Here is an 18757-nt window from a genome sequence, read left to right on the forward strand (position 1 = left end):
GGATGCGCGCCCGGTGCGGCCGGTCAGCGCACGGCGGCGGGCGGGACGTTGGTCAGGTTCTCCTTCGTGATCACCCGTCGGAACTCGGCCGGGGCGATCGTCTTCGACCACACCAGCATCCTGATGCGCTTGTCCAGACTGAAGTGGTAGTACCGGGCCTTCGGGTCGGCGAACCGGTACACCGGTGGCACGATCGGCGCGCGACGCAGCAGGCCGAAGATCCGTTCGGTCGCGGTCACCGCCGCGAGGTCCCCCCGACGCACGTCGTCCATCAGGTCGAAGACCGAATCCAGCAGTTCGGGCAGTCCCCGGGGCACCGCGAACGAGCGGGGGCCGGTGTCCGCGCGCTCCAACGCCTCCCAGGAGCCGCCGGTGAGACACTCGTTGCGGGTGCCCTTGAGCGAGAGCGCCGACAGCATCGACCACAACAGCCACACCCGCGAGTAGGCGTTCCAGAGCCCGAAGTCCGTGGTCGCCACCCGCGCCGCCGAGAGCAGGCGGTCGTTGAACCGGATCAGGCGTTCCTGGAAGTCCGCGACGGGACGAAGGCTGTCGGCCGACCAGTCGTCGTGCCGGGCGGCCCGGATGAGCACCGGTGCCAGCGCGTGCACCATCTCCCCGCCCATGGTCAGGTCCCGGGACAGGAACAGGTCGTTGCGGCTCGCGGTCCGGTCGAACAACAGCCAGCGGTCGCCCACCGTCCGGGAGACGGTCCGCTGCCAGGGTCGTCCGGTCTGCCAGCCTTCGCTGACGGTGGCCCCGGTGAAGCACCGCTCGATGGCGGGGAACCGCGCGACGAGGGTACGGAACGCCCGTTCCGGGTCGTTGGGCAGCTCGGCGAAGCGCACCGGGTCCACGCTGGCCACCACACCGGCCAACGGGTTGTGCGGCGTCCCGTTGTCGAAGTGGGCGACCTGGATCCACCCGCCGGCGAAGACGTGGCTGACGGTGCCCTTCGAGAAGGCGGTCGCGGTGTCGTAGCGGGTCAGGTCGACGCAGTCCTCGAACGGCGTCACACCGGTGAGGTGGGCCGCCAGCACCCGGGAGCGCATCGTGAGTCGTGGCTCCGGGTCGTCCAGCTCCAGCCGGCGTACGAGTGGCGACGCCGACCCGCTGCCGTCGACGACGCACCGCGCCCGGCAGTGCGTCCCGTCCGCCAGCAGCAGGGTCACGCCGTCGGTGCCGAGGGTGACGTCGGCGACCGACGGACGGTGGGGCAGCAGCACGGCGCCGTACCGGCGGGCCAGGGCGAGGCCGTGCTGGTCGACGTGCGGCCGGTACGGATGCCACTCGGCGTGTTCCCCGGGGACGTTGAACTGGACGGCCTGCCGGGGATCGTGCTCCCGCCCGGCGGTGTGGTGCAGGAAGCCCAGGCTGCGTTTGATCCCGCTGGTCTGCCTGATGTGTTCCGGCAACAGGCTGGTCAGCCCGAACCCGGCGATCTCCGGGACGTCGAACCGGCGGGCCAGGGTGAAGTACACCTCCGCGGTGTAGGGGACGGTCGTCTCGCCGGCGATCTCGTCCGGGCCCGGCGCGTCCACCAGCACGACCCGTAGGCCGTGCCGGGCGAGTACGGTGGCGAGCACGCTGCACGCCAGGTGGGTGCCGAGGATCGCCACGTCGAACTTCTCGGTGGAATGTGGTGTCGTCACGATGTCCTCCCGGTTCATCCCGCGACGCCGGGGCGGCGCGCACGGTGCCGCTGAGCGGTCAGAACAACTTCCGTCCCTTGATGAGGCGGGACTTCAGGGCCTCCCGACCCGTCTCGATCATCAACTTGCCCAGCTCCGGGTCGGCCTCGGTGCGCGCCCAACGGGCCATCCGCAGGAACGTCTTGGGGCCGGGGCTGATGAAACGCATGTCCCTCTCAGCGAATCCGAAGCCCTTGGGCCAGAAGTCGGCCGCCTCGATCTGCGCGTAGAGGTCGTCGGCGACGTCGGCCGCATCGGCCCGGCCGGCCTCCACGGCGTCGACCTGCTCGACCATGCTGTCGTACGCCTTGGCGAAGCCGTCGTTGAAACCCCAGTAGTGCCCCAGGTGCGGCACGTCCTCCAGTTCCTTGAAGTGCCGGTCGTCGCCGTCCTGGGCGAACCGGGTGAGCGCACGTTGGATCTGGTAGCACCCGGCGTTCGCGCCCCAGGCCCAGAACCGGAACACCGCCGTCCAGAGGTCGTAGTGCTGCCACGAGATGAACGCCGCGTTCACCAGCGAGTCGTTGTAGTCGAACAGCCGCTGCTGGAGCCGCTCCACGAACTCGAACCGCTCCGCCGAGAAGTCGTTGTCGCGCACCGCCCGTAGCAACCGCCAGGCCAGCGCGTTGATCGCCTCGGCCGTGTTCGAGAGGCCACGGGAGAAGAGCGGGTCGATGAAGCCGGCGGCGTGCGACAGCAGGAACCAGCGGTCACCGGCGCAGCGGCTGGACGAGTACTGCAGGCGCGGCGTGGAGACCCACTCCCGTACCGGCTTGGCCCCCTCGAACTGCCGGGCGATGTCCGGATACGGCGCGGCGAGGCGGTAGAAGTCCTCCTCCGGGGTCAGGTCGTCCGGCTTGGGGTAACGCCGCGGGTCGACGGTGATACCCACACTGCACAGCGGGTTCGTCGACCACTTGTTGTTGTCGAACGCGATGACCCAGGCCCATCCCCGCTCGAACATGTGGTGCACGGTCCCCTCGTACCAGGGGAAGGGCGGCCGGTTGTCGGGGGAGTGGTCGAACAGGGCGTCGGTTGGGGTGACGTCGAGCATGTGGTTCCACACCGACCGCGAGTGGTGCTTGAGCCGGCACGGGTTCTCCCGGAGCCCGAACTTCTCGGCGACGGGCGACCGGAAGCCACTGGCGTCGACGAGGTACCGCGCCCGGTACTGGGCGTCCCGTCCGGTCACCGTGACCCCGGCGTCGTCGAAGTCGATCTCCGAGACGAGGAAGTTCTGCCGTGCCTTGCACCCGTACTTGATGGCGACGTGGAAGAGGTACGAGTCGGTGTCCTGACGGAACAGGTGCGCCGCCTCGTTGAGGAGGTTCTTGGGGGTGTTGAATTCGTTGCTCTCCCGGGGATTCTGCGGTTGGCCCGGGTGGTGCAGCAGGAAACCGAAGTGTCGTTTGACCCCGAACCGCTCACCCAGCGTCTTGCGGGTCTCGGTGAACGTCGCCAACGCCTTGATCTCGGGGACGTCGTAACGTTCGGCCAGCGTCCGCAGATACAGCAGGGTGTACGGGATGGTGGACTCGCCGACCGCGAAGCGTGGGTGGGAGGCCGCGTCGAGCAGTATGACCTTCGCGCCGTGTCGGGCGAGGATCGCGCCGAGCAGGCTCCCGGCCACCCCGGAACCGAGGATGGCCACGTCGTAGGTCGTCTTCTCCAGCTGGCTCTGCCTCATGACAGTCCTTCCTTGGCGAGCTGAGTGGTCGTGGGTGACTGGTGGCGGCCGGTCAGTGCGGCCGGACGCGGGAGCGGGCGAAGCCACCGATGGCACCCCGGATCGGCCGGCCGATGTGCGGGGGCGCCTGGGTCCGGCTCCACCACACGGCCTGCAGCATCTTGGGCGGGGTGGCGTGGAACCAGTGGTTCGACGGGTTCGCCAGACCGAACGACGGCGGGATGAAGTCCGCGTCCCTGATCCTGTCGAACAGGCGGGAACTCGCCGTCTCCGCCGCCAGGGTGCCGTCCTCGACGGCCACGCAGAGATCGCGGGTGAAGGGGCCGAGCTGGTTGAACTGTTCGCTGACCGGGAACGGCGAACCCGGGTGGTCGGTCTGTTCCAGGGCCCGGAGCCGGCCGTCGTCGCGGGTACGCAGGAACGAGAAGTACGCGTCCTCGAGCACCATGGTGCCCAGCACCGTGCCGATCAGCCAGGTGCGGTACATCGCGTTCCACAGGTGGTAGTCGCGGAAGGCGACGAACGAGCTGTAGACCAGGTCGTCGTGGACGTCGAACAGGCCCTGCTGGAGCGACTCGACGTAATCGAACCGCTCGGTCGACCAGATCCCGTCCCGTGACGACTGGATCAGCCGCCAGGCCAGCGCGTTGACGACGTCGAGGGTGTTGGTGAGGCCCCGGGAGTAGAGCGCGTCGATGAAACCCGCCGCGTGGGAGGTCAGGCAGAACCGCTCGCCGACCACCTGTTTGGTGGAGTACTGGAGCCGGCCCGTCGAGACCCACGGGCGCACGGCCACCGCGTCGGTGAACTGCCAGGCGATCTCGGGGAAGCGGTGCAGGAAGTCGTCGAACTCCTGCTGTGGCGACCGGTCGTCGGCGGGGAAACGCCGGGGGTCGAGGGTCAGCCCGACGCTGCACAGCGGATTCGTGGACTCCCGGTGGTTGTCGAACGGGATGACCCACAGCCAGCCACCGTCGAAGACGTGGTGCAGCGTCCCCTCGTGCCAGGGGCTCGGCTGCCGGTGCAGCGTCGCCGTCGGGGACCGGTCGAACGGCCGGACACCGAGCATGTGGGTGAACAGGCTGCGGGAGTGGTGCCGGGCCCGCGTCGGCTCCTCACGCAGTCCGAACTGCTCGACCAACGGCGACCGGTGTCCGCTGGCGTCGACGACGTAGCTGGCGCGGATCCGGTCACCGTCGTGGGTACGCAGCAGCACGCCCCGGTCGGGGTCGATGTCGATCTCCGCCACCCGCGTGCCCGACAGGGGACGGGCACCGTGCCGGACCGCGACCGCGTAGAGGTAGGCGTCGACGTCCTGGCGGAACAGGTGCGACTCCGTCCGCAGCGCCGTCGGGACGACCAACTGGTTGATCTCCTCCGGGTTCTGGAGCTGCCCTTCACGGTGGTACACGAATCCGAAGTTCTGCTTCTTGCCGGAGTTGTGCGAGATCGCCCGCTGGATACCCCGGAAGCTCGCCAGTGGTTTGATCTCCGGTACGTCGTACCGGTCGGCGATGACCCTGGTCATCGCCGAGGTGTACGGGATGGTGGATTCACCCACCGCGAAGCGCGGGTGGGTGCCGGCATCCAGCAGCACCACCTTCACCCCGTTGCGGGCGAGCACCGCCGCCAGCAGGGAGCCGGCCATGCCGCTGCCGAGAATCGCCACGTCATGCAAGGTCTTACCTCCGTCGGATGGGGGATGGGGACCGGGTCGGTGGTCCGGGTCAACCGGTGCCGGTGGTCGCGGCGTCCAGCTCGTGCTGATCGGTGACGGCGCGCAGGACGAACTCGTCCCAGCGGCCCGCGTCCGTGGCGAAGAAGTCGCGGCTGGTGATCTCGACTCCCGAGTCCTGCCGGATCCGGGTGATCAGTTCCATGACCATCAACGAGTCGATGCCCAGTTCCAGGAGCTGGAGCTGACCGTCCAGCACCTGCCGGTCGAGCTGCATGATCTGCGCGAGTTCGTCGCGGAGGTAGGCGGCCACCACCTCGCGTCGCTGTGCCGGATCGGTGGACCGCACCCGTCGCAGCAGGGGGGCGTCACCGTCGACGGCGGCCCGTGGCGGCGGGGCGTCGATCAGCGCGAGCATCGGCCGCACCGCACGCGCCTCCAGCACGGGCTTGTACCTCGCCCAGTCCGCCGCACAGACGACCCGGTGGACGTCGTCGCCGGCCAGCAGCGCACCGAGCAGACGCAGGCACTGCGGGGCGGCCAGCGGGCGCAGCCCGGTCGCCGAGAGGAAGTCGCGCACGTCGTCGCCGAACAGCTTCGACCGCAGGGCCCACTGCCCCCAGCTGACGCTCAGCGCCGCCAGTCCACGGCTACGGCGGTGCTGGGCGAGGCCGTCGAGGAACGCGTTCGCCGCGGAGTAGCTGGCCAGGAACTGCGATCCCCAGGTGGCCGCGATCGACGAGAACCCGAGCAGGAAGTCGAGTGGCCGATCGACGGTCGCCCGGTGCAGGGCGAGACCACCGAGCACCTTCGGTCGCCACACCCGGTCGTAGTGGTCCACGTCGACGTCCCGTAGCACCTGCGGCCCGGACACCCCGGCGGCGTGCACCACACCACGCAGCGGCGGCGAACCGGTGGCGAGCCGGTCGACCAGGCGGGCGACGTCGCCGGTGTCGGCGACGTCCACCGTGACGGTCTCGACCGCCACCCCGCGTGACCTCAGCCGGCGCACGGTGTCGATCCGGGCCCTGTCCGCGGCGTCCAGGTGCGGATCGTCCCACGACGCGGGGTCGGGCAGCGGGCTACGACCGGCCAGGACCAGCGCGCCCGCCCCCTGCTCCGCCAGCCAGTCCGCCACGGCCGTGCCGATGCCGCCGAAGCCGCCGGTGATCAGGTATGAGCCGTCGGCGCGCACCGGCACCCGGGGCGGGTCCGCGCGGTAGGCGAGCGGACGGCGCACCAGCCGGGCCGCGAGCACGTCCTCGCGGCGCAGCGCGAGCTGGTCCTCGACCGTGCCGGCCAGGAGCGCGACGGCCAGCCGTTCGGCGACGTCGGCGGGCGGGGCCGGGTCGTCGGGGTCGAGATCGACCGCACCGCCCCACAGCTCCGGGTGTTCGAGCGCCACGACCCGCCCCAGACCCCACAGCGGGGTCGCGGCAGGCGCATGGGTGCGCTGTGCCGGGCCGGTGGCCACCGCACCACGGGTGACCACGTGCACCGTGACCGGTCGGTCACCGCCGCGCCGGTGGGCCGCCTGCACGACACGGACCACGTCGAGTTCCCCGCGGTCCCGGAACGCCAGCAGGTCCACCGGATCGGCGGTGTCGACGTCCGGGGCGTCCACTCCGGTGAGTGCCACCACGTGTCCGATGCCCGGGTCACGGTCGAGGGCGTCCGCCACCGCACCGGCCGTCGTCGTCCCGTCGGCCGGGGTGTCCAGGACGACGCACCGCGCCCCTCGCCCGCGCAGTTCACCGGCCAACCGCGCCGCGATCCCGGCGCGGTCGGGCAGCAGCAGCCAGCACCGGTCGTCGGGTTCCGGCGGGTCGTCCGGCAGCCGCACCGGGTGCCATTGCAGGTCGAACAGGAGCTCGTCGGGATCGCGCCAGGGCGCTTCGTCGACATCGATCGACGGCTCCCGATAGTGGAGACGATCGATCCCGCCGACGATCGACCCGTCCCCGGCCCGGAAGATCACCTGCCCGGTGCCCGGGGTGCGGACGACCGAGGAGACGGGCTGGCCGGCCTGCCAGGTCAGCCCGTCGAGGCCGCAGAGGGTCTGCTGCGGCGGCGCCCCCAGGGCGGCGGCGTGCCTGATCAACTGCGACAGCGAGGTGGCGTCACCCGTCGGCGTGGCGATCGTCGACCCGTCGGCCGGTGGCACCGGCGCGGGCCGGCACCGGCGGTGCAGGGTGCCCCGGGCGTACACCTGCCAGGGTGCCTCGGCGGCTTCCTCCCCGGCGCTACGGCCGTGGCAGGTGAAGGCCGCCCCGTCCGTCCCGGCGGGTTCGAGCGTCAGGTACCAGGTGCGCGTTTCCCCGTCGGGGACGGCAGCGACCGTCTCGGCGGACCCTACCGTCGACCAGACGCCACCCCACGCGTCCTCGGCGGCCAGGAGCGCCGCTGCCACCGTGCCGGCCAGGTCGGTGTCGTCCGGCAGCCGGTACGTGGGGATCGGGCCGGGTACCCGCTCGACGGCACCGGGGGCGGCCCGGTCCCGCCCGGCGGGGGTGCCGGCCTGCTCCGGCCCGACCGCACGGAACCAGTACGAGTCGCCCTCCCAGGCATAGGTCGGCAGGGGTACGCGCCGGTGCCGGTGCCCACCGTCGAACGCGCCCCAGTCCAGGTCCAGCCCGCGCAGGTGCAGGGTGCCCGCCGCACTCGCCATCTGGGCGACGTCGTCCCGGCCCCGGCGTAGCGAGGGGATCCAGGCGCTGCCCGGATCGTCGATGTTGCGGGCCGCCAGGCCGAGCAGGACGGGGGCCGGACCCAGTTCCAGGTACGTGGTGACGCCGCTGTCGTGCAGCGTGCGGATGCCGTCGGCGAAGCGGACCGGTGCCTCGGCGTGTCGCACCCAGTACTCGGGGCCCTGCCCCGCCCAGTCGCGACCACTGACATTGGAGATCATCCGGAACCGGGGCTCGTGGTGTTCCAACTCCTCGGTCACCGCCCGCAACCGGCTCAGGATCGGCGCCATCAGCGGGGAGTGGAAGGCGTGGGACACCCGCAGCAGCCGCGACTTGACGCCGTCGGCCAGCAGGGCGGAGGTGATCTTCTCCACCGCGACGGCCGGTCCGGCGATCACGGTGTCGGTGGGTCCGTTCAGCGCGGCGACGGCGACGGTCGCCTCGTGGCCGGCGATCGCGCGGCGGGCCCGTTCCCCGTCGCAGACCAGCGTCGCCATGACCCCACCGGGCGGCAGCGACTGCATGAGCCGGCCCCGTGCGGTGACCAGACGCACCGCGTCCGGCAGGGACAGCACACCCGCGACGCAGGCGGCGGTGATCTCGCCGACGCTGTGCCCCAGCACGGCCACCGGTCGCAGCCCCCATGACAACCAAAGCTGGGCCAGCGCGTACTCGACGGCGAACAGGCACGGCTGCGTGTAGCCGGTCTGGTCGATCGGGGAGTCGGGCGCGTCCGCGAGGTCCAGCAGTTCACCGAGCGGCCGGTCGAGCAGCGGGTCCATCAACGCGGCGACGTCGTCCAGCGCCTTCCGGTAGGCCGGCTCACCGCGCAGGTCCTGCCCCATCCCGCCGTACTGGGCACCCTGCCCGGTGAACAGCCAGGCGACCCGGCGGTTCCGGTGCCCCGCCAGGGCGACCGGCGTGACCACGTCGGTGCGCCTGCCCGCCAGGTGGTTGTCGAGCGCGTCGGCGAGCGCGTCGGTCGATCCCCCCACGACGGCCAGGCCGTGGGTCATCCGGGTGCGCCCGACCCGGCTGGTGGCGCAGAGGTCACGGACGGGCGTGCCCGCCTGTGTGCGAAGGTGGTCCCGGTAGGCCGTGGCGAGCCGACGCAGCGCGGTCTGGCTGCGGGCGGAGATGGTGAGCACGTCGGTGTGGCGTCGCCGGGTCGGCGGATCGGCGGCGGGTGCGGCCGGGGCCTCCGCGACGACGACGTGGGCGTTCGTCCCGCTCGCGCCGAAGCTGCTGACCCCACCCGCACGCACCTCGCCGCGACGCGGCCAGGGTTGCGTCTCGTCGACCACCCGGACCCTCAGGCGCGTCCAGTCCAGGTACGGATTGGGCTCGTGGAAGTGCAACTGCGGCGGGATCGTGCGGTGGTGCACCGACAGGACGAGCTTCAGTAGGCCCGCGATGCCGGCGGCAGCCTCCAGATGGCCGATGTTGGTCTTCACCGACCCCACCAGCAGCGGCGGTCCGGGCCGGTGGGCACCGCCCAGCACGGCGTCGAGGGCGCGCAGCTCGATGGGATCGCCCAGGGCCGTCCCGGTCCCGTGCGCCTCGACGTAGTCGATCTCTGCGGGGGCCAGCCCGGCCATCCCGAGCGCGTCCCGGATCGTCGCCTGTTGCGAGGCGGGGTTGGGCACGGTCAACCCGCTGCTGCGACCGTCGTGCTTCACCGCCGAACCCCGGATCACCGCCAGCACGGTGTCCCCGTCGCGGTGCGCGTCGGCCAGCCGCTTCAGCACCACGATGCCGACGCCCTCGCCCCGCCCGTAGCCGTCGGCGGACGCGTCGAAGGTCTTGCACCGACCGTCCGGTGCCAGCGCCCGGAACTTGCTCAGCAGGACGAACGAGTAGGGGCTGAGCATGGCGTTGACGCCACCGGCCAGTGCCGTGTCGCACTCGCCCAGCCGCAGGGCCCGGCAGGCGTCGTGCACCGCGACGAGGGAGGACGAGCACGCGGTGTCGACGACCTGGCTGGGCCCCGTCAGCCCGAGCGCGAACGACAACCGCCCCGCGGTGAAGCTGGGCTCGCCCATCAGCTGGTAGGCGTCGACCTCGGCGGTGTCCCCCGACTGCTGTCGCAGCCGGACGTAGTCCGTGGTGCTCACGCCGAGGTACACGCCGGTCGCCGAGCCCTCCAGCGAGTCGGGGGCGTACCCGGCGTGCTCGATCGCCTCCCAGGCCACCTCCATCACCATGCGCTGCTGCGGGTCCATGCCCACCGCCTCGCGCGGTGAGATGCCGAAGACCCCCGCGTCGAAGCGGGTGACGTCGTCGAGGAACGCTCCCCGGTCGACGTAGGTCCGGCCGGGGACGTCCGGGTCGGGGTCGTACCAGGGGGTGATGTCAGCACGTTCGGCGGGGAACGGACCGACGGCGTCGACACCTCCGGTGAGCAGCCGCCAGTAGTCGTCCGGCCCCCGCACGCCGCCCGGGAGCCGGCAGCCCACGCCCACCACGGCGACGGGTCCGTCCTCCGTACGCGGTCGCGCCGACTCGTCCTGTAGCCGTTCGATCAGTCGCAACGCGTCGATAAGCTGCGCACGAAGCTCGCTCTGGGTCATCTCATCTCCATCCGCTGCGGCCCCGGTGACCTCAGTGCAGCGCCCGGCCCTTTACCACCGCTCGTAGGCGGCTCAAGGTCGCCCCGGCTCACCGGGCGGGACCCTGGTCGCCGCCGACGACCGCTGAGGCCGAGACCGCCGCCGCGAGCCGCGCGGCGAGCGCCTCGTCGCTGAGTTCGGCGAGCGGGTCACCGTCGTCCGGTTCCGCAGGCTCACCGGGTATGACCTCCCGGACCACGAACCGGGCCAGCGCCCGCGTGTTGGGGCATTCGAAGAGAACGGTGTGGGGTAGCTCGACACCGAGCACCACCTCGGCCCGACGCTTGAGTTTCATCGACAGGACGGAGTCGAATCCCAGGTCGAAGAAGCCCCGGTCGGGATCGATGTCGTCGGTCTCGCCGAGCACCTCCGCCACCACCGGTAGCAGCAGGTCGACCAGCCAGGGCTCCCGCTCCGACGCGGGCAACGCACCGACGGTGGACATCGCGGTCGACGGCCCGTCGGTCGGGGCGTCCACGTGAGCCGGCCCGGACCGTCCGGCCGGGGCGCTGCCGTCCGTGACGCCGTGCACCCAGTGCCGGGTGCGCTGCCACGGGTAGGCGGGCAGCGACGTCACCCGTCCGCCGCCGGGTAGCAGCCGGTCCCAGCGGATCGGGGCCCCCTGCACGTGCAGGGCGGCGACGACACCTAGCAGGGACTCGACGGTGACGGCGTCGGTCGGTGGACGATGGACCACCGTGCCGGCGAGCCGGACCCGGGGCGTCCGGGCCCCGAGGTCCAGGACGAGGTCGTCGTCGTCCGCATCCGCCGGTGCCGCCAGTCGGCGCAGCTGTCCCGGTTGCGCCGCGTCGGCCGGTGCGCGGTCGGTGGTGAGGCGGTGCAGGGCCTCCTCCGGTGACAGCTCACCGGCCACACACGCGGCGACGTACGCGCCGGCACCGGTGCCGGCCACCGCCTGGGGCACGAGCCCCACCGACTGCCAGACCAGCGCCGCCGAGAGCTGGTCGACGAACGCGGCGACGGCGGCCGCCGGTTCGCCGTCGACCGCTCCCCCGGGCGACGCCACCGGCCGGATCGCCGTACGGAGGTCGGTGACCTGCGCCCGTAGCGCGGCGATCTGCCGGTCTCCCCACCCGGGCAGCCGCGCCGCCGCGTCCAGCAGCTCCGACCACGGCGGCGCGTCGTCACCGAAGGCGAAGAGCACCCGACGGGACCCGCCCGCGGGGACGATCCCGGCGTGCCGTGGTGACCGTAGCGCCCGGGCCAGCTCCCGCACCGATCCGGCCACCACCGCGACCCGGTGTTCGTGGTGGCTACGCCGGGCCAGTGACGTCCACGCGAGGTCGGCCGTGTCCATCTCCTCGCTGTCGGCGAGGTGCTCCGCGTGGCGGGCCCTGGCGTCGTCGAGCGCCGCCGCGCTGGCCGCCGAGACCGCCAGCAGGTACGGGCCGGAGGTCGCCGCCGTCGCCGACGCGCGCTCCGGTGCCTCCTGCACGATCAGGTGGGCGTTGGTGCCGGTGAACCCGAAGGCGCTCACCCCGGCGATCCTCGGCCGGTTGCCGCGTCGCCACGCCGTCGTACGGCGGACGGGGGCCAGACCGGAGGCGTCCCAGTCGATCTCCCTGGTGAGCTCGTCCAGGTGCAGCTGCGCCGGGATACGTTGGTGCCGCAGCGACAACACGACCTTGATCAGGCCGACCACGCCGGCCGCCGCCTCCAGGTGACCGATGTTGCTCTTCACCGAGCCCACCAGCAGCGGCTGGTCGGTCGCGCCGCCGGCCCGTCGCACGTCGGCGATCGCGCGCAGCTCCACGGCGTCGCCCAGCGGGGTTCCCGTGCCGTGTGCCTCCAGGTAGGACAGTTGGGCGGCTCCGAGGTCGGCCCGGCGCAGGGCGTCGGTGATGACCGCCTGCTGGGCCACACCGCTGGGCACGGTCAGCCCGCCGCTGGCCCCGTCCTGGTTGACCGCGCTCGCGCGGATGACGGCGTGCACCCGGTCACCGTCCGCCAACGCCAGCGACAGGGGCTTGAGGATCACGGCGCCCGCACCCTCCCCACGGCCGTAACCGTCGGCGGCCTCGGCGAACGACTTGCACCGCCCGTCCCGGGACAGGGCACCGGCCGCGGACATCGCCCGGAACACGGTGGACGTCGCCATCACGTTCGCGCCGCCGGCGACGGCGACCCGGCACTCCCCGGTGCGCAGCGACTGGCAGGCCAGGTGTACGGCCGTCAGCGACGACGAGCAGGCGGTGTCCACGGCGATGCTCGGTCCACGCAGCCCCAGCAGGTACGACAGCCGGCCCGCCGCACCGGAGAAGCATGTGCCGGTGCCGTAGTAGAGGTCGAGTTCGGTGTCCGCGCCGAGCACGAGTTGCTGGTAGTCGGTGGTGTTGAGCCCGACGAAGACCCCGGTCGCGCTGTCGCGCAGGTCGTCGGCGGGCAGCCCGGCGTCCTCCAGCGCTTCCCAGGCCACTTCGAGGAAGAGTCGTTGTTGGGGGTCCATGCTGCGCGCCTCACGGGCAGAGACGCGGAAGAACCGGTGGTCGAACCCGTCCACGGCGGGGAGGAACGACCCCCGTGCGGTCGTCGTCGTACCGTCGGCGAGCAGCCGGCCGGCGTCCCACCGGTCGGCGGGGACCTCGCCGCTGGGGTCCAGGTGCTGGTCGAGAAGCGCCCAGAAGCCGTCCGCGTCGGCTCCTCCGGGCACCCGGCAGGCGAGGCCGATGATCGCGATCGGCTCGGTGCCCCGCTGCGGGTCCACGACGGTCGACGGGGGTGCCGGAGTGACCGGGGTGACCGGTACCGGCGACGACAGCAGGTGCCCGGCCAGTTCGTCGATGGTGCCGCACCGGAGCACGTCGGCACCGTCCACGACGGCACCGACGGCGCTCTGCACCCGGTTGGCGAACTCCAGGGCGGAGACGGAGTCGAGGCCGAGTTCGAAGAATCCCCGGTGGATGCCGACGGAGGTGCCGGCCGGGTGCCCGAGGATCTCGGCGAGCGCCGCCTGGAGGGTAGCCACCAGCTCCGGTCGACCGGTGGTGCCGACCCGGACGGACGACGGTGGGCCTGCGGGCGGCACCGGGGCCGCGGCGACGGTCGGTTCGGCGGTACGGGCACCCTGTTCGCCCCGGGCCACGCCCGGCAACCAGTAGGTCGAGCCGGCCCACCGCTCGGGGGGCAGCGCCACTGCGGCGACCGGCGCCGGCCACCGCGCCGCCCAGTCGACCGGGACTCCGGCGACGTGCAGTTCGGCCCGGGACGTCGCCAGGACGGTGGCGGCGTCCTCACCCCGTACGAGGGACGGTACGACCGGTCCGACCCGGTCGCGGTGGGCCAGCGCCGACCGCACCGCACGACCGAGCACGGGGTGCGCGCCGATCTCCACGAAGGCGGGTTCCCGCTCCTTGAGGAGCCGGTCGACGGCGGGCCAGAACAGGACGGGCTGCCGCAGGTTGCGCGCCCAGTAGTCGGCGTCCGGCCGGCCGCCGGTGTCCTCGGCATCGGTGCTGGACAGCAGAGGTACGGCCGGTGTGGTCACCGTCAGGTCGTCCAGGAGGGCGCGCAGCCGTTCGCTGTAGGGCTGCATCAGCGGTCCGTGCGACGGGTACTCCACCGACAGTTCCACCGCCGAGACGTCCCGCTCGACGAGTTCGGCGACCATGGCGCGCAGCGGTTCCGCCGGTCCGCTGACCACGACGGCGTCGGGGCCGTTGACTGCGGCGACCACCAGGTCGGGGTAGCGCTCCGCGAGCAGCGGACGCAGTTCGTCGGCGGGCAGGTCGACCGACGCCATCCGTCCCGAGCCACTCGCCTCCTGGAGGGTCCGGCTCCGGACGATGACGAGACGCGCCGCGTCGGGCAGCGTGAGCGCCCCGGCGACGTGGGCCGCGGCGATCTCGCCCATGCTGTGACCGACGACCGCGTCCGGCCTGACCCCCCACGACATCCAGAGGCGGCTCAGCGACACCTGCAAGGCGAAGAGGGCGGGTTGCCCGATCTCCGTGGAGCGCAGGATGGCCGGGTCCGGGTCGCGGACCGCGTCCCGGACCGACCAACGCGCATGGCCGGACAGGGCGGTGTCGCACTCGTCGAACGCGGTGCGGAAGACCGGCTCCGTCTCGTAGAGGTCCATTCCCATACCGGGCCACTGCGCCCCGTGTCCGGAGTAGGCGAACACGACCGGCGGTGCGTCGGCGACGGGGTCGCCGAGGCGTACCGCGGGGTGTCGTTGGCGACGGGCCGCCGCCCTGAGGCCGGCGACCAGTCCTTCGCCGGTGGTGCCGACCACCGCCAGGCGGTGCCGGTGATGGGTGCGCCGGACGGCGGCGGTCGCCACGACCGGCTCGACCGGGCGGTCGGTGAGGAGGTCCGCGAAGTCGTCGGCGGTCTCCCGCAGCCCCCGCCGGGTCGTGGCGGAGAGCAGCAGGGTGTACGGGGCGGACGTGGCGTCGGGCAGGGCCGGTGCCGGTGGTGCCGCGCCCACGACGACGTGGACGTTGGTCCCCGACAGCCCGAAGGCGCTGGTCCCGCCGATCAACGGTTGCCCGTCGGCAGTGACGGGCAGGTTCTCGGCGGCGACGGTGATGCCGGAGTGCTCCCAGTCGATGTGCGGCGAGGGCGTGCGGTAGTGCAGTTGCCGGGGGACGACGCCGTGCCGCAGCACCAGCAGGGTCTTGAGTAGGCCCGCCACCCCGGCGGTGGCGTCCATGTGACCGAAGTTCGCCTTCAGCGAGCCGATGACCAGCGGCCGGTCGTCGGGGCGGCCCCGGCCCATGACCTCCGCGAGCGCCGACACCTCCAGTGGGTCGCCCAGGGGCGTACCGGTGCCGTGGGCCTCCACGTACGCGGCCCGGGTGCCGTCGACACCGGCAGCGGTCAGTGCCTGCCGCAGGAGTTCCTGTTGCGCGGGCACGCTGGGTACGGTCAGCCCGGCGCTGTGGCCGTTGTGGTTGAGGGCGCTGCCGAGCAGGATCCCGTAGATCTGGTCCCGGTCGCGGAGCGCGTCGGCGTACCGTTTGAGCACGACGACCGCGCAGCCCTCCCCCCGGACGATGCCGTCCGCCGCCGCGTCGAACGGCCGGCAGCGGCCGGAGGCGGACATCGCCTGCACCCGGCTCATGAAGATCGACAGTTCGGGGGTGAGGAGGGTGTTCACCCCACCGGCGAGGGCGGTGTCGATCGATCCGTCCCGCAGGCTCTGGCAGGCGAGGTGCACGGCGGCCAGGGAGGACGAGCAGGCCGTGTTGACGGTCATGCACGCGCCCTGGAGCCCGAAGGTGTAGGCGATCCGCCCGGCGGCGAAGCTGAACTCCTTGCCACTGGCGAAGTAGGGGTTGATGGCCCGGTGCCCGGCGGTCTTGGTGTGCAGGAGCAGGTAGTCGCCGCCCAGCATGCCGACGAAGACGCCGGTGCGGGTTCCCGCCCACGCGGGCAGCGGCCGGCCGGCGTCCTGCATCGCCTCGAAGGCGACCTCCAGCAGGATGCGCTGCTGCGGGTCGATCTCGGCCGCCTCCCGGGGCGAGACGTGGAAGAAGTCGGCGTCGAAGCGGTCGATGTCCTCCAGGAAGCCGCCGAATCTGGTGTAGATCGTGCCCGGATCCGTCGGGTCGTCGGCGTGGAACGAGTCGTCCCAACGGTCGGGCGGCACTTCCCGGATCACGTCCGCGCCGTCGGTCAACGCCTGCCAGAGGCCATCGGCACTGCGTATCCCACCGGGGAACCGGCATCCCACGCCCACGACGGCGATGTCGTCGGGACGGTAAACGCGCAGAGCCCGGAGGGGTCCGCTCACCGAATCCTGCATCAGAACTCCTTCGGGGACCGTGAGCTGAATGCCGCGTAGCATGTGCACGGGCGTGCGATACGGATGAACCGACCGTCCCCCGGACGGCTCGGAAATCGCTCAAGGACTGACCGTCCTGGGATGTCGGAAGGATTCGACATGCATTCACGCACGCAGATGACCGGAAACGAACAGCCCCCGTGGCTGACGTTGTACTGCCTGCCGCACGCCGGTGGCGGGGCGGCCGGGTACGTACGCTGGCGTCGCTCGGTGCCGGCGGGCGTCGAGGTCGTCCCGATGGAGTTGCCGGGACACGGCAGCCGCCTCGTCGAGCGGCCCGTCGACCAGATGGGCCCCCTGGTCGACCAACTGCTCACGCGGATACGCGCCGACGACCGTCGCGGGGTGGCGTTGCTCGGGCACAGCTTCGGCGCCCTGCTGGCGTTCGAGACCGCGCGGCGACTCGCCGCCCTGGGTGCCCCACCCGAGGCGCTGCTGCTCTGCGGGCGCAACGCACCGACGACGCCGTCCCCGGTGGTGGTGCCGCACCACCTGCCCGACGAGGCGTTCCTGGCGGCGGTCCAGCGGCTCGGCGGAATCCCGGACCAGTTGCGGGATCAGCCGGCCCTGCTTCGGGCGTACCTGCCGGCGCTGCGGGCGGACCTGCGCATGGCCGACGGGTACCGCCGGGGCGACGCACCGCCGTTGGCCGTGCCGCTGCTGGTGTTCGGGGGTAGCGAGGACACCCTCACCCACCGGGCCGGGCTGGCCGGGTGGGAGCGGGAGACCACCTCGTCGTTCGAGCTGACGATGCTGGCCGGGGACCACTTCTTCGTCCGCACCGACGCATTCGCCGGGGTGCTGCGCACGAGGCTGGAGCGACTGATGACGTCGGCGAGGCCATAGCCGGGTCTGAGTCAAGCTCCACCACGGGTTCGTACCGTGCGGTGAAACGGACGTGACCCGAAAGACAGGAGAGAGTCAGTGGGCTCGATCGATCGTGTGCGGTTGGAGCAGGACCTCCATCAGTACATCACCGAGAACCTTCTCGGGGACGCCAGAGAATCGCAGTTGTCGTCGGACACGCCGTTGCTGGAATGGGGTGTGCTGAACAGTCTCAACCTGGTACGCCTGCTGGCGTACATCCGGGACGGTTTCGGTGTGGCAGTTCCGCCGGCACTCATCACCGGTCAGCACTTCCGCAATCTGCGCGCCATTGCCGACCTGGTCTACGACCTGTCCCTGCAACCGGCCTGAGCATTGCACCACGAAGGGAGTGAGACGCAGTGGACGCAGAGTTCGACGTCGGCATCATCGGTGGTGGTCCCGCGGGTTCCGCGGCGGCGGCCTACCTGGCGAAGGCGGGGCTGTCCGTCGGCCTCTTCGAGCGGGAGAACTTTCCCCGGGAGCACGTCGGCGAGTCCCTGGTCCCGGCGACCACGCCGGTCCTGCGGGAGATCGGCTGTATGGACCAGATCGAGGCGGCGGGCTTCCCCCGCAAGTACGGCGCGGCGTGGACGTCGGCCGAGGACCGGGACATCAACACCCTGGGCTTCCGCAACCTGAACAACGGATTCCGGTCCGCCGAGATCAGGTTCGACGAGCGCGACCAGCCGGGCGTCGACCGCCCGTACACGTTCCACGTCGACCGGGGGCTCTTCGACCAGATCCTGCTCAAGAACGCCGAGGCCGCCGGGGCCCGGGTCTTCCAGGGAGTGGGGGTCGGCGAGGTCGACTTCTCCGGCGCGTCGCCCACCCTCACGGTCAGGGTGGGTGGCCGGCAGGTGGGGGTACCGGTTCGGATGGTGGTCGACGCCAGCGGCCGGCGTACCCAGCTCGGGACGCAGTTGGGCGTCAAGCAGCCGGACCCGGTGTTCAACCAGTACGCGGTGCACGGCTGGTTCGAGCACTTCGACCGGGCGGCGTTCGCCGCCGCGCCCGACCGCCTCGACTACATCTACATCCACTTCCTGCCGGTCGTCGACACCTGGGTGTGGCAGATTCCCATCACCGCCACGGTCACCTCGGTGGGTGTGGTGTCGCAGAAGCGTCGGTTCCGGGAGTTCGACGGTGACCGGGAACGGTTCTTCTGGGAGACGTTGGCCAGCCGTCCGGATCTGTTCGACGTGCTGAAGCGGGCCGACCAGGTGCGCCCGCTGAAGACGGAGGGCGACTACAGCTACGCGATGAAGCAGATCGCCGGCGACAACTACGTCATGGTGGGTGACGCGGCCCGGTTCGTGGACCCCATCTTCTCCAGCGGTGTCAGCGTGGCCCTCAACAGTGCGCGCATCGCCTGTCAGGACATCATCGCGGCGGCGGGGGCCGGGGACTTCAGGCGGGCACGCTTCGCGTCCTACGAGCGGAAGCTCCGGCGGGGCGTACGCAACTGGTACGAGTTCATCTCGATGTACTACCGGCTCAACATTCTCTTCACCGCGTTCGTGCAGGACGACAGGTACCGCCTGGACGTACTGAAGATGTTGCAGGGCGACGTCTACGACGACGAGGAGCCGAAGGCGCTCAGCGCCATGCGGGAGATCCTGCACGCGGTGGAGAACGACCCCACCCATCTCTGGTATCCCTTTCTGGGTAGCCTCCGGGCGCCCTCGGCGATGCCCGCCTTCTGATCGGCCGGCCGGCTGCGACCGGGTTCCGG

8 protein-coding genes are annotated in these 18757 nt (G+C 71.7%); 3 read left to right on the forward strand and 5 right to left on the reverse strand.

Features of this window, described 5'->3' with window-relative positions; all coding sequences use genetic code 11:
- Window positions 1-23 precede the first annotated feature (23 nt).
- The 5 genes from ACN268_RS20845 to ACN268_RS20865 form a co-directional block, all read right to left on the reverse strand.
- Window positions 24-1652 (reverse strand): NAD(P)/FAD-dependent oxidoreductase, encoded by a 1629-nt coding sequence (locus tag ACN268_RS20845; protein WP_421484640.1) that lies wholly within the window; start codon window positions 1650-1652, stop codon window positions 24-26.
- 58 nt (window positions 1653-1710) lie between these two features.
- Complete coding sequence (locus tag ACN268_RS20850; protein WP_421484641.1) at window positions 1711-3378, reverse strand: NAD(P)/FAD-dependent oxidoreductase; 1668 nt, start codon at window positions 3376-3378, stop codon at window positions 1711-1713.
- A gap of 52 nt (window positions 3379-3430) precedes the next feature.
- On the reverse strand, window positions 3431-5047 hold the full coding sequence (locus ACN268_RS20855) for an NAD(P)/FAD-dependent oxidoreductase (protein ID WP_421484642.1): 1617 nt from the start codon (window positions 5045-5047) through the stop codon (window positions 3431-3433).
- Window positions 5048-5105: 58 nt separating this feature from the next.
- On the reverse strand, window positions 5106-10310 hold the full coding sequence (locus ACN268_RS20860; protein ID WP_421484643.1) for a beta-ketoacyl synthase N-terminal-like domain-containing protein: 5205 nt from the start codon (window positions 10308-10310) through the stop codon (window positions 5106-5108).
- 88 nt (window positions 10311-10398) lie between these two features.
- The gene (locus tag ACN268_RS20865; RefSeq protein ID WP_421484644.1) at window positions 10399-16119 is read right to left on the reverse strand and encodes a beta-ketoacyl synthase N-terminal-like domain-containing protein; all 5721 of its coding nucleotides are present in this window, start codon (window positions 16117-16119) and stop codon (window positions 10399-10401) included.
- 138 nt (window positions 16120-16257) lie between these two features.
- Between ACN268_RS20865 and ACN268_RS20870 the strand changes: the two genes are divergently transcribed.
- From ACN268_RS20870 to ACN268_RS20880, 3 genes are all read left to right on the forward strand, one after another.
- On the forward strand, window positions 16258-17004 hold the full coding sequence (locus ACN268_RS20870; RefSeq protein ID WP_421484645.1) for a thioesterase II family protein: 747 nt from the start codon (window positions 16258-16260) through the stop codon (window positions 17002-17004).
- 78 nt (window positions 17005-17082) lie between these two features.
- Complete coding sequence (locus ACN268_RS20875; RefSeq protein WP_421484646.1) at window positions 17083-17355, forward strand: acyl carrier protein; 273 nt, start codon at window positions 17083-17085, stop codon at window positions 17353-17355.
- Window positions 17356-17384: 29 nt separating this feature from the next.
- On the forward strand, window positions 17385-18728 hold the full coding sequence (locus ACN268_RS20880) for an NAD(P)/FAD-dependent oxidoreductase (RefSeq protein WP_421484647.1): 1344 nt from the start codon (window positions 17385-17387) through the stop codon (window positions 18726-18728).
- The last annotated feature ends 29 nt before the right edge of the window (window positions 18729-18757 follow it).

The sequence above is a fragment of the Micromonospora sp. WMMD735 genome (assembly GCF_049178995.1).
Classification (GTDB): domain Bacteria; phylum Actinomycetota; class Actinomycetes; order Mycobacteriales; family Micromonosporaceae; genus Micromonospora; species Micromonospora wenchangensis.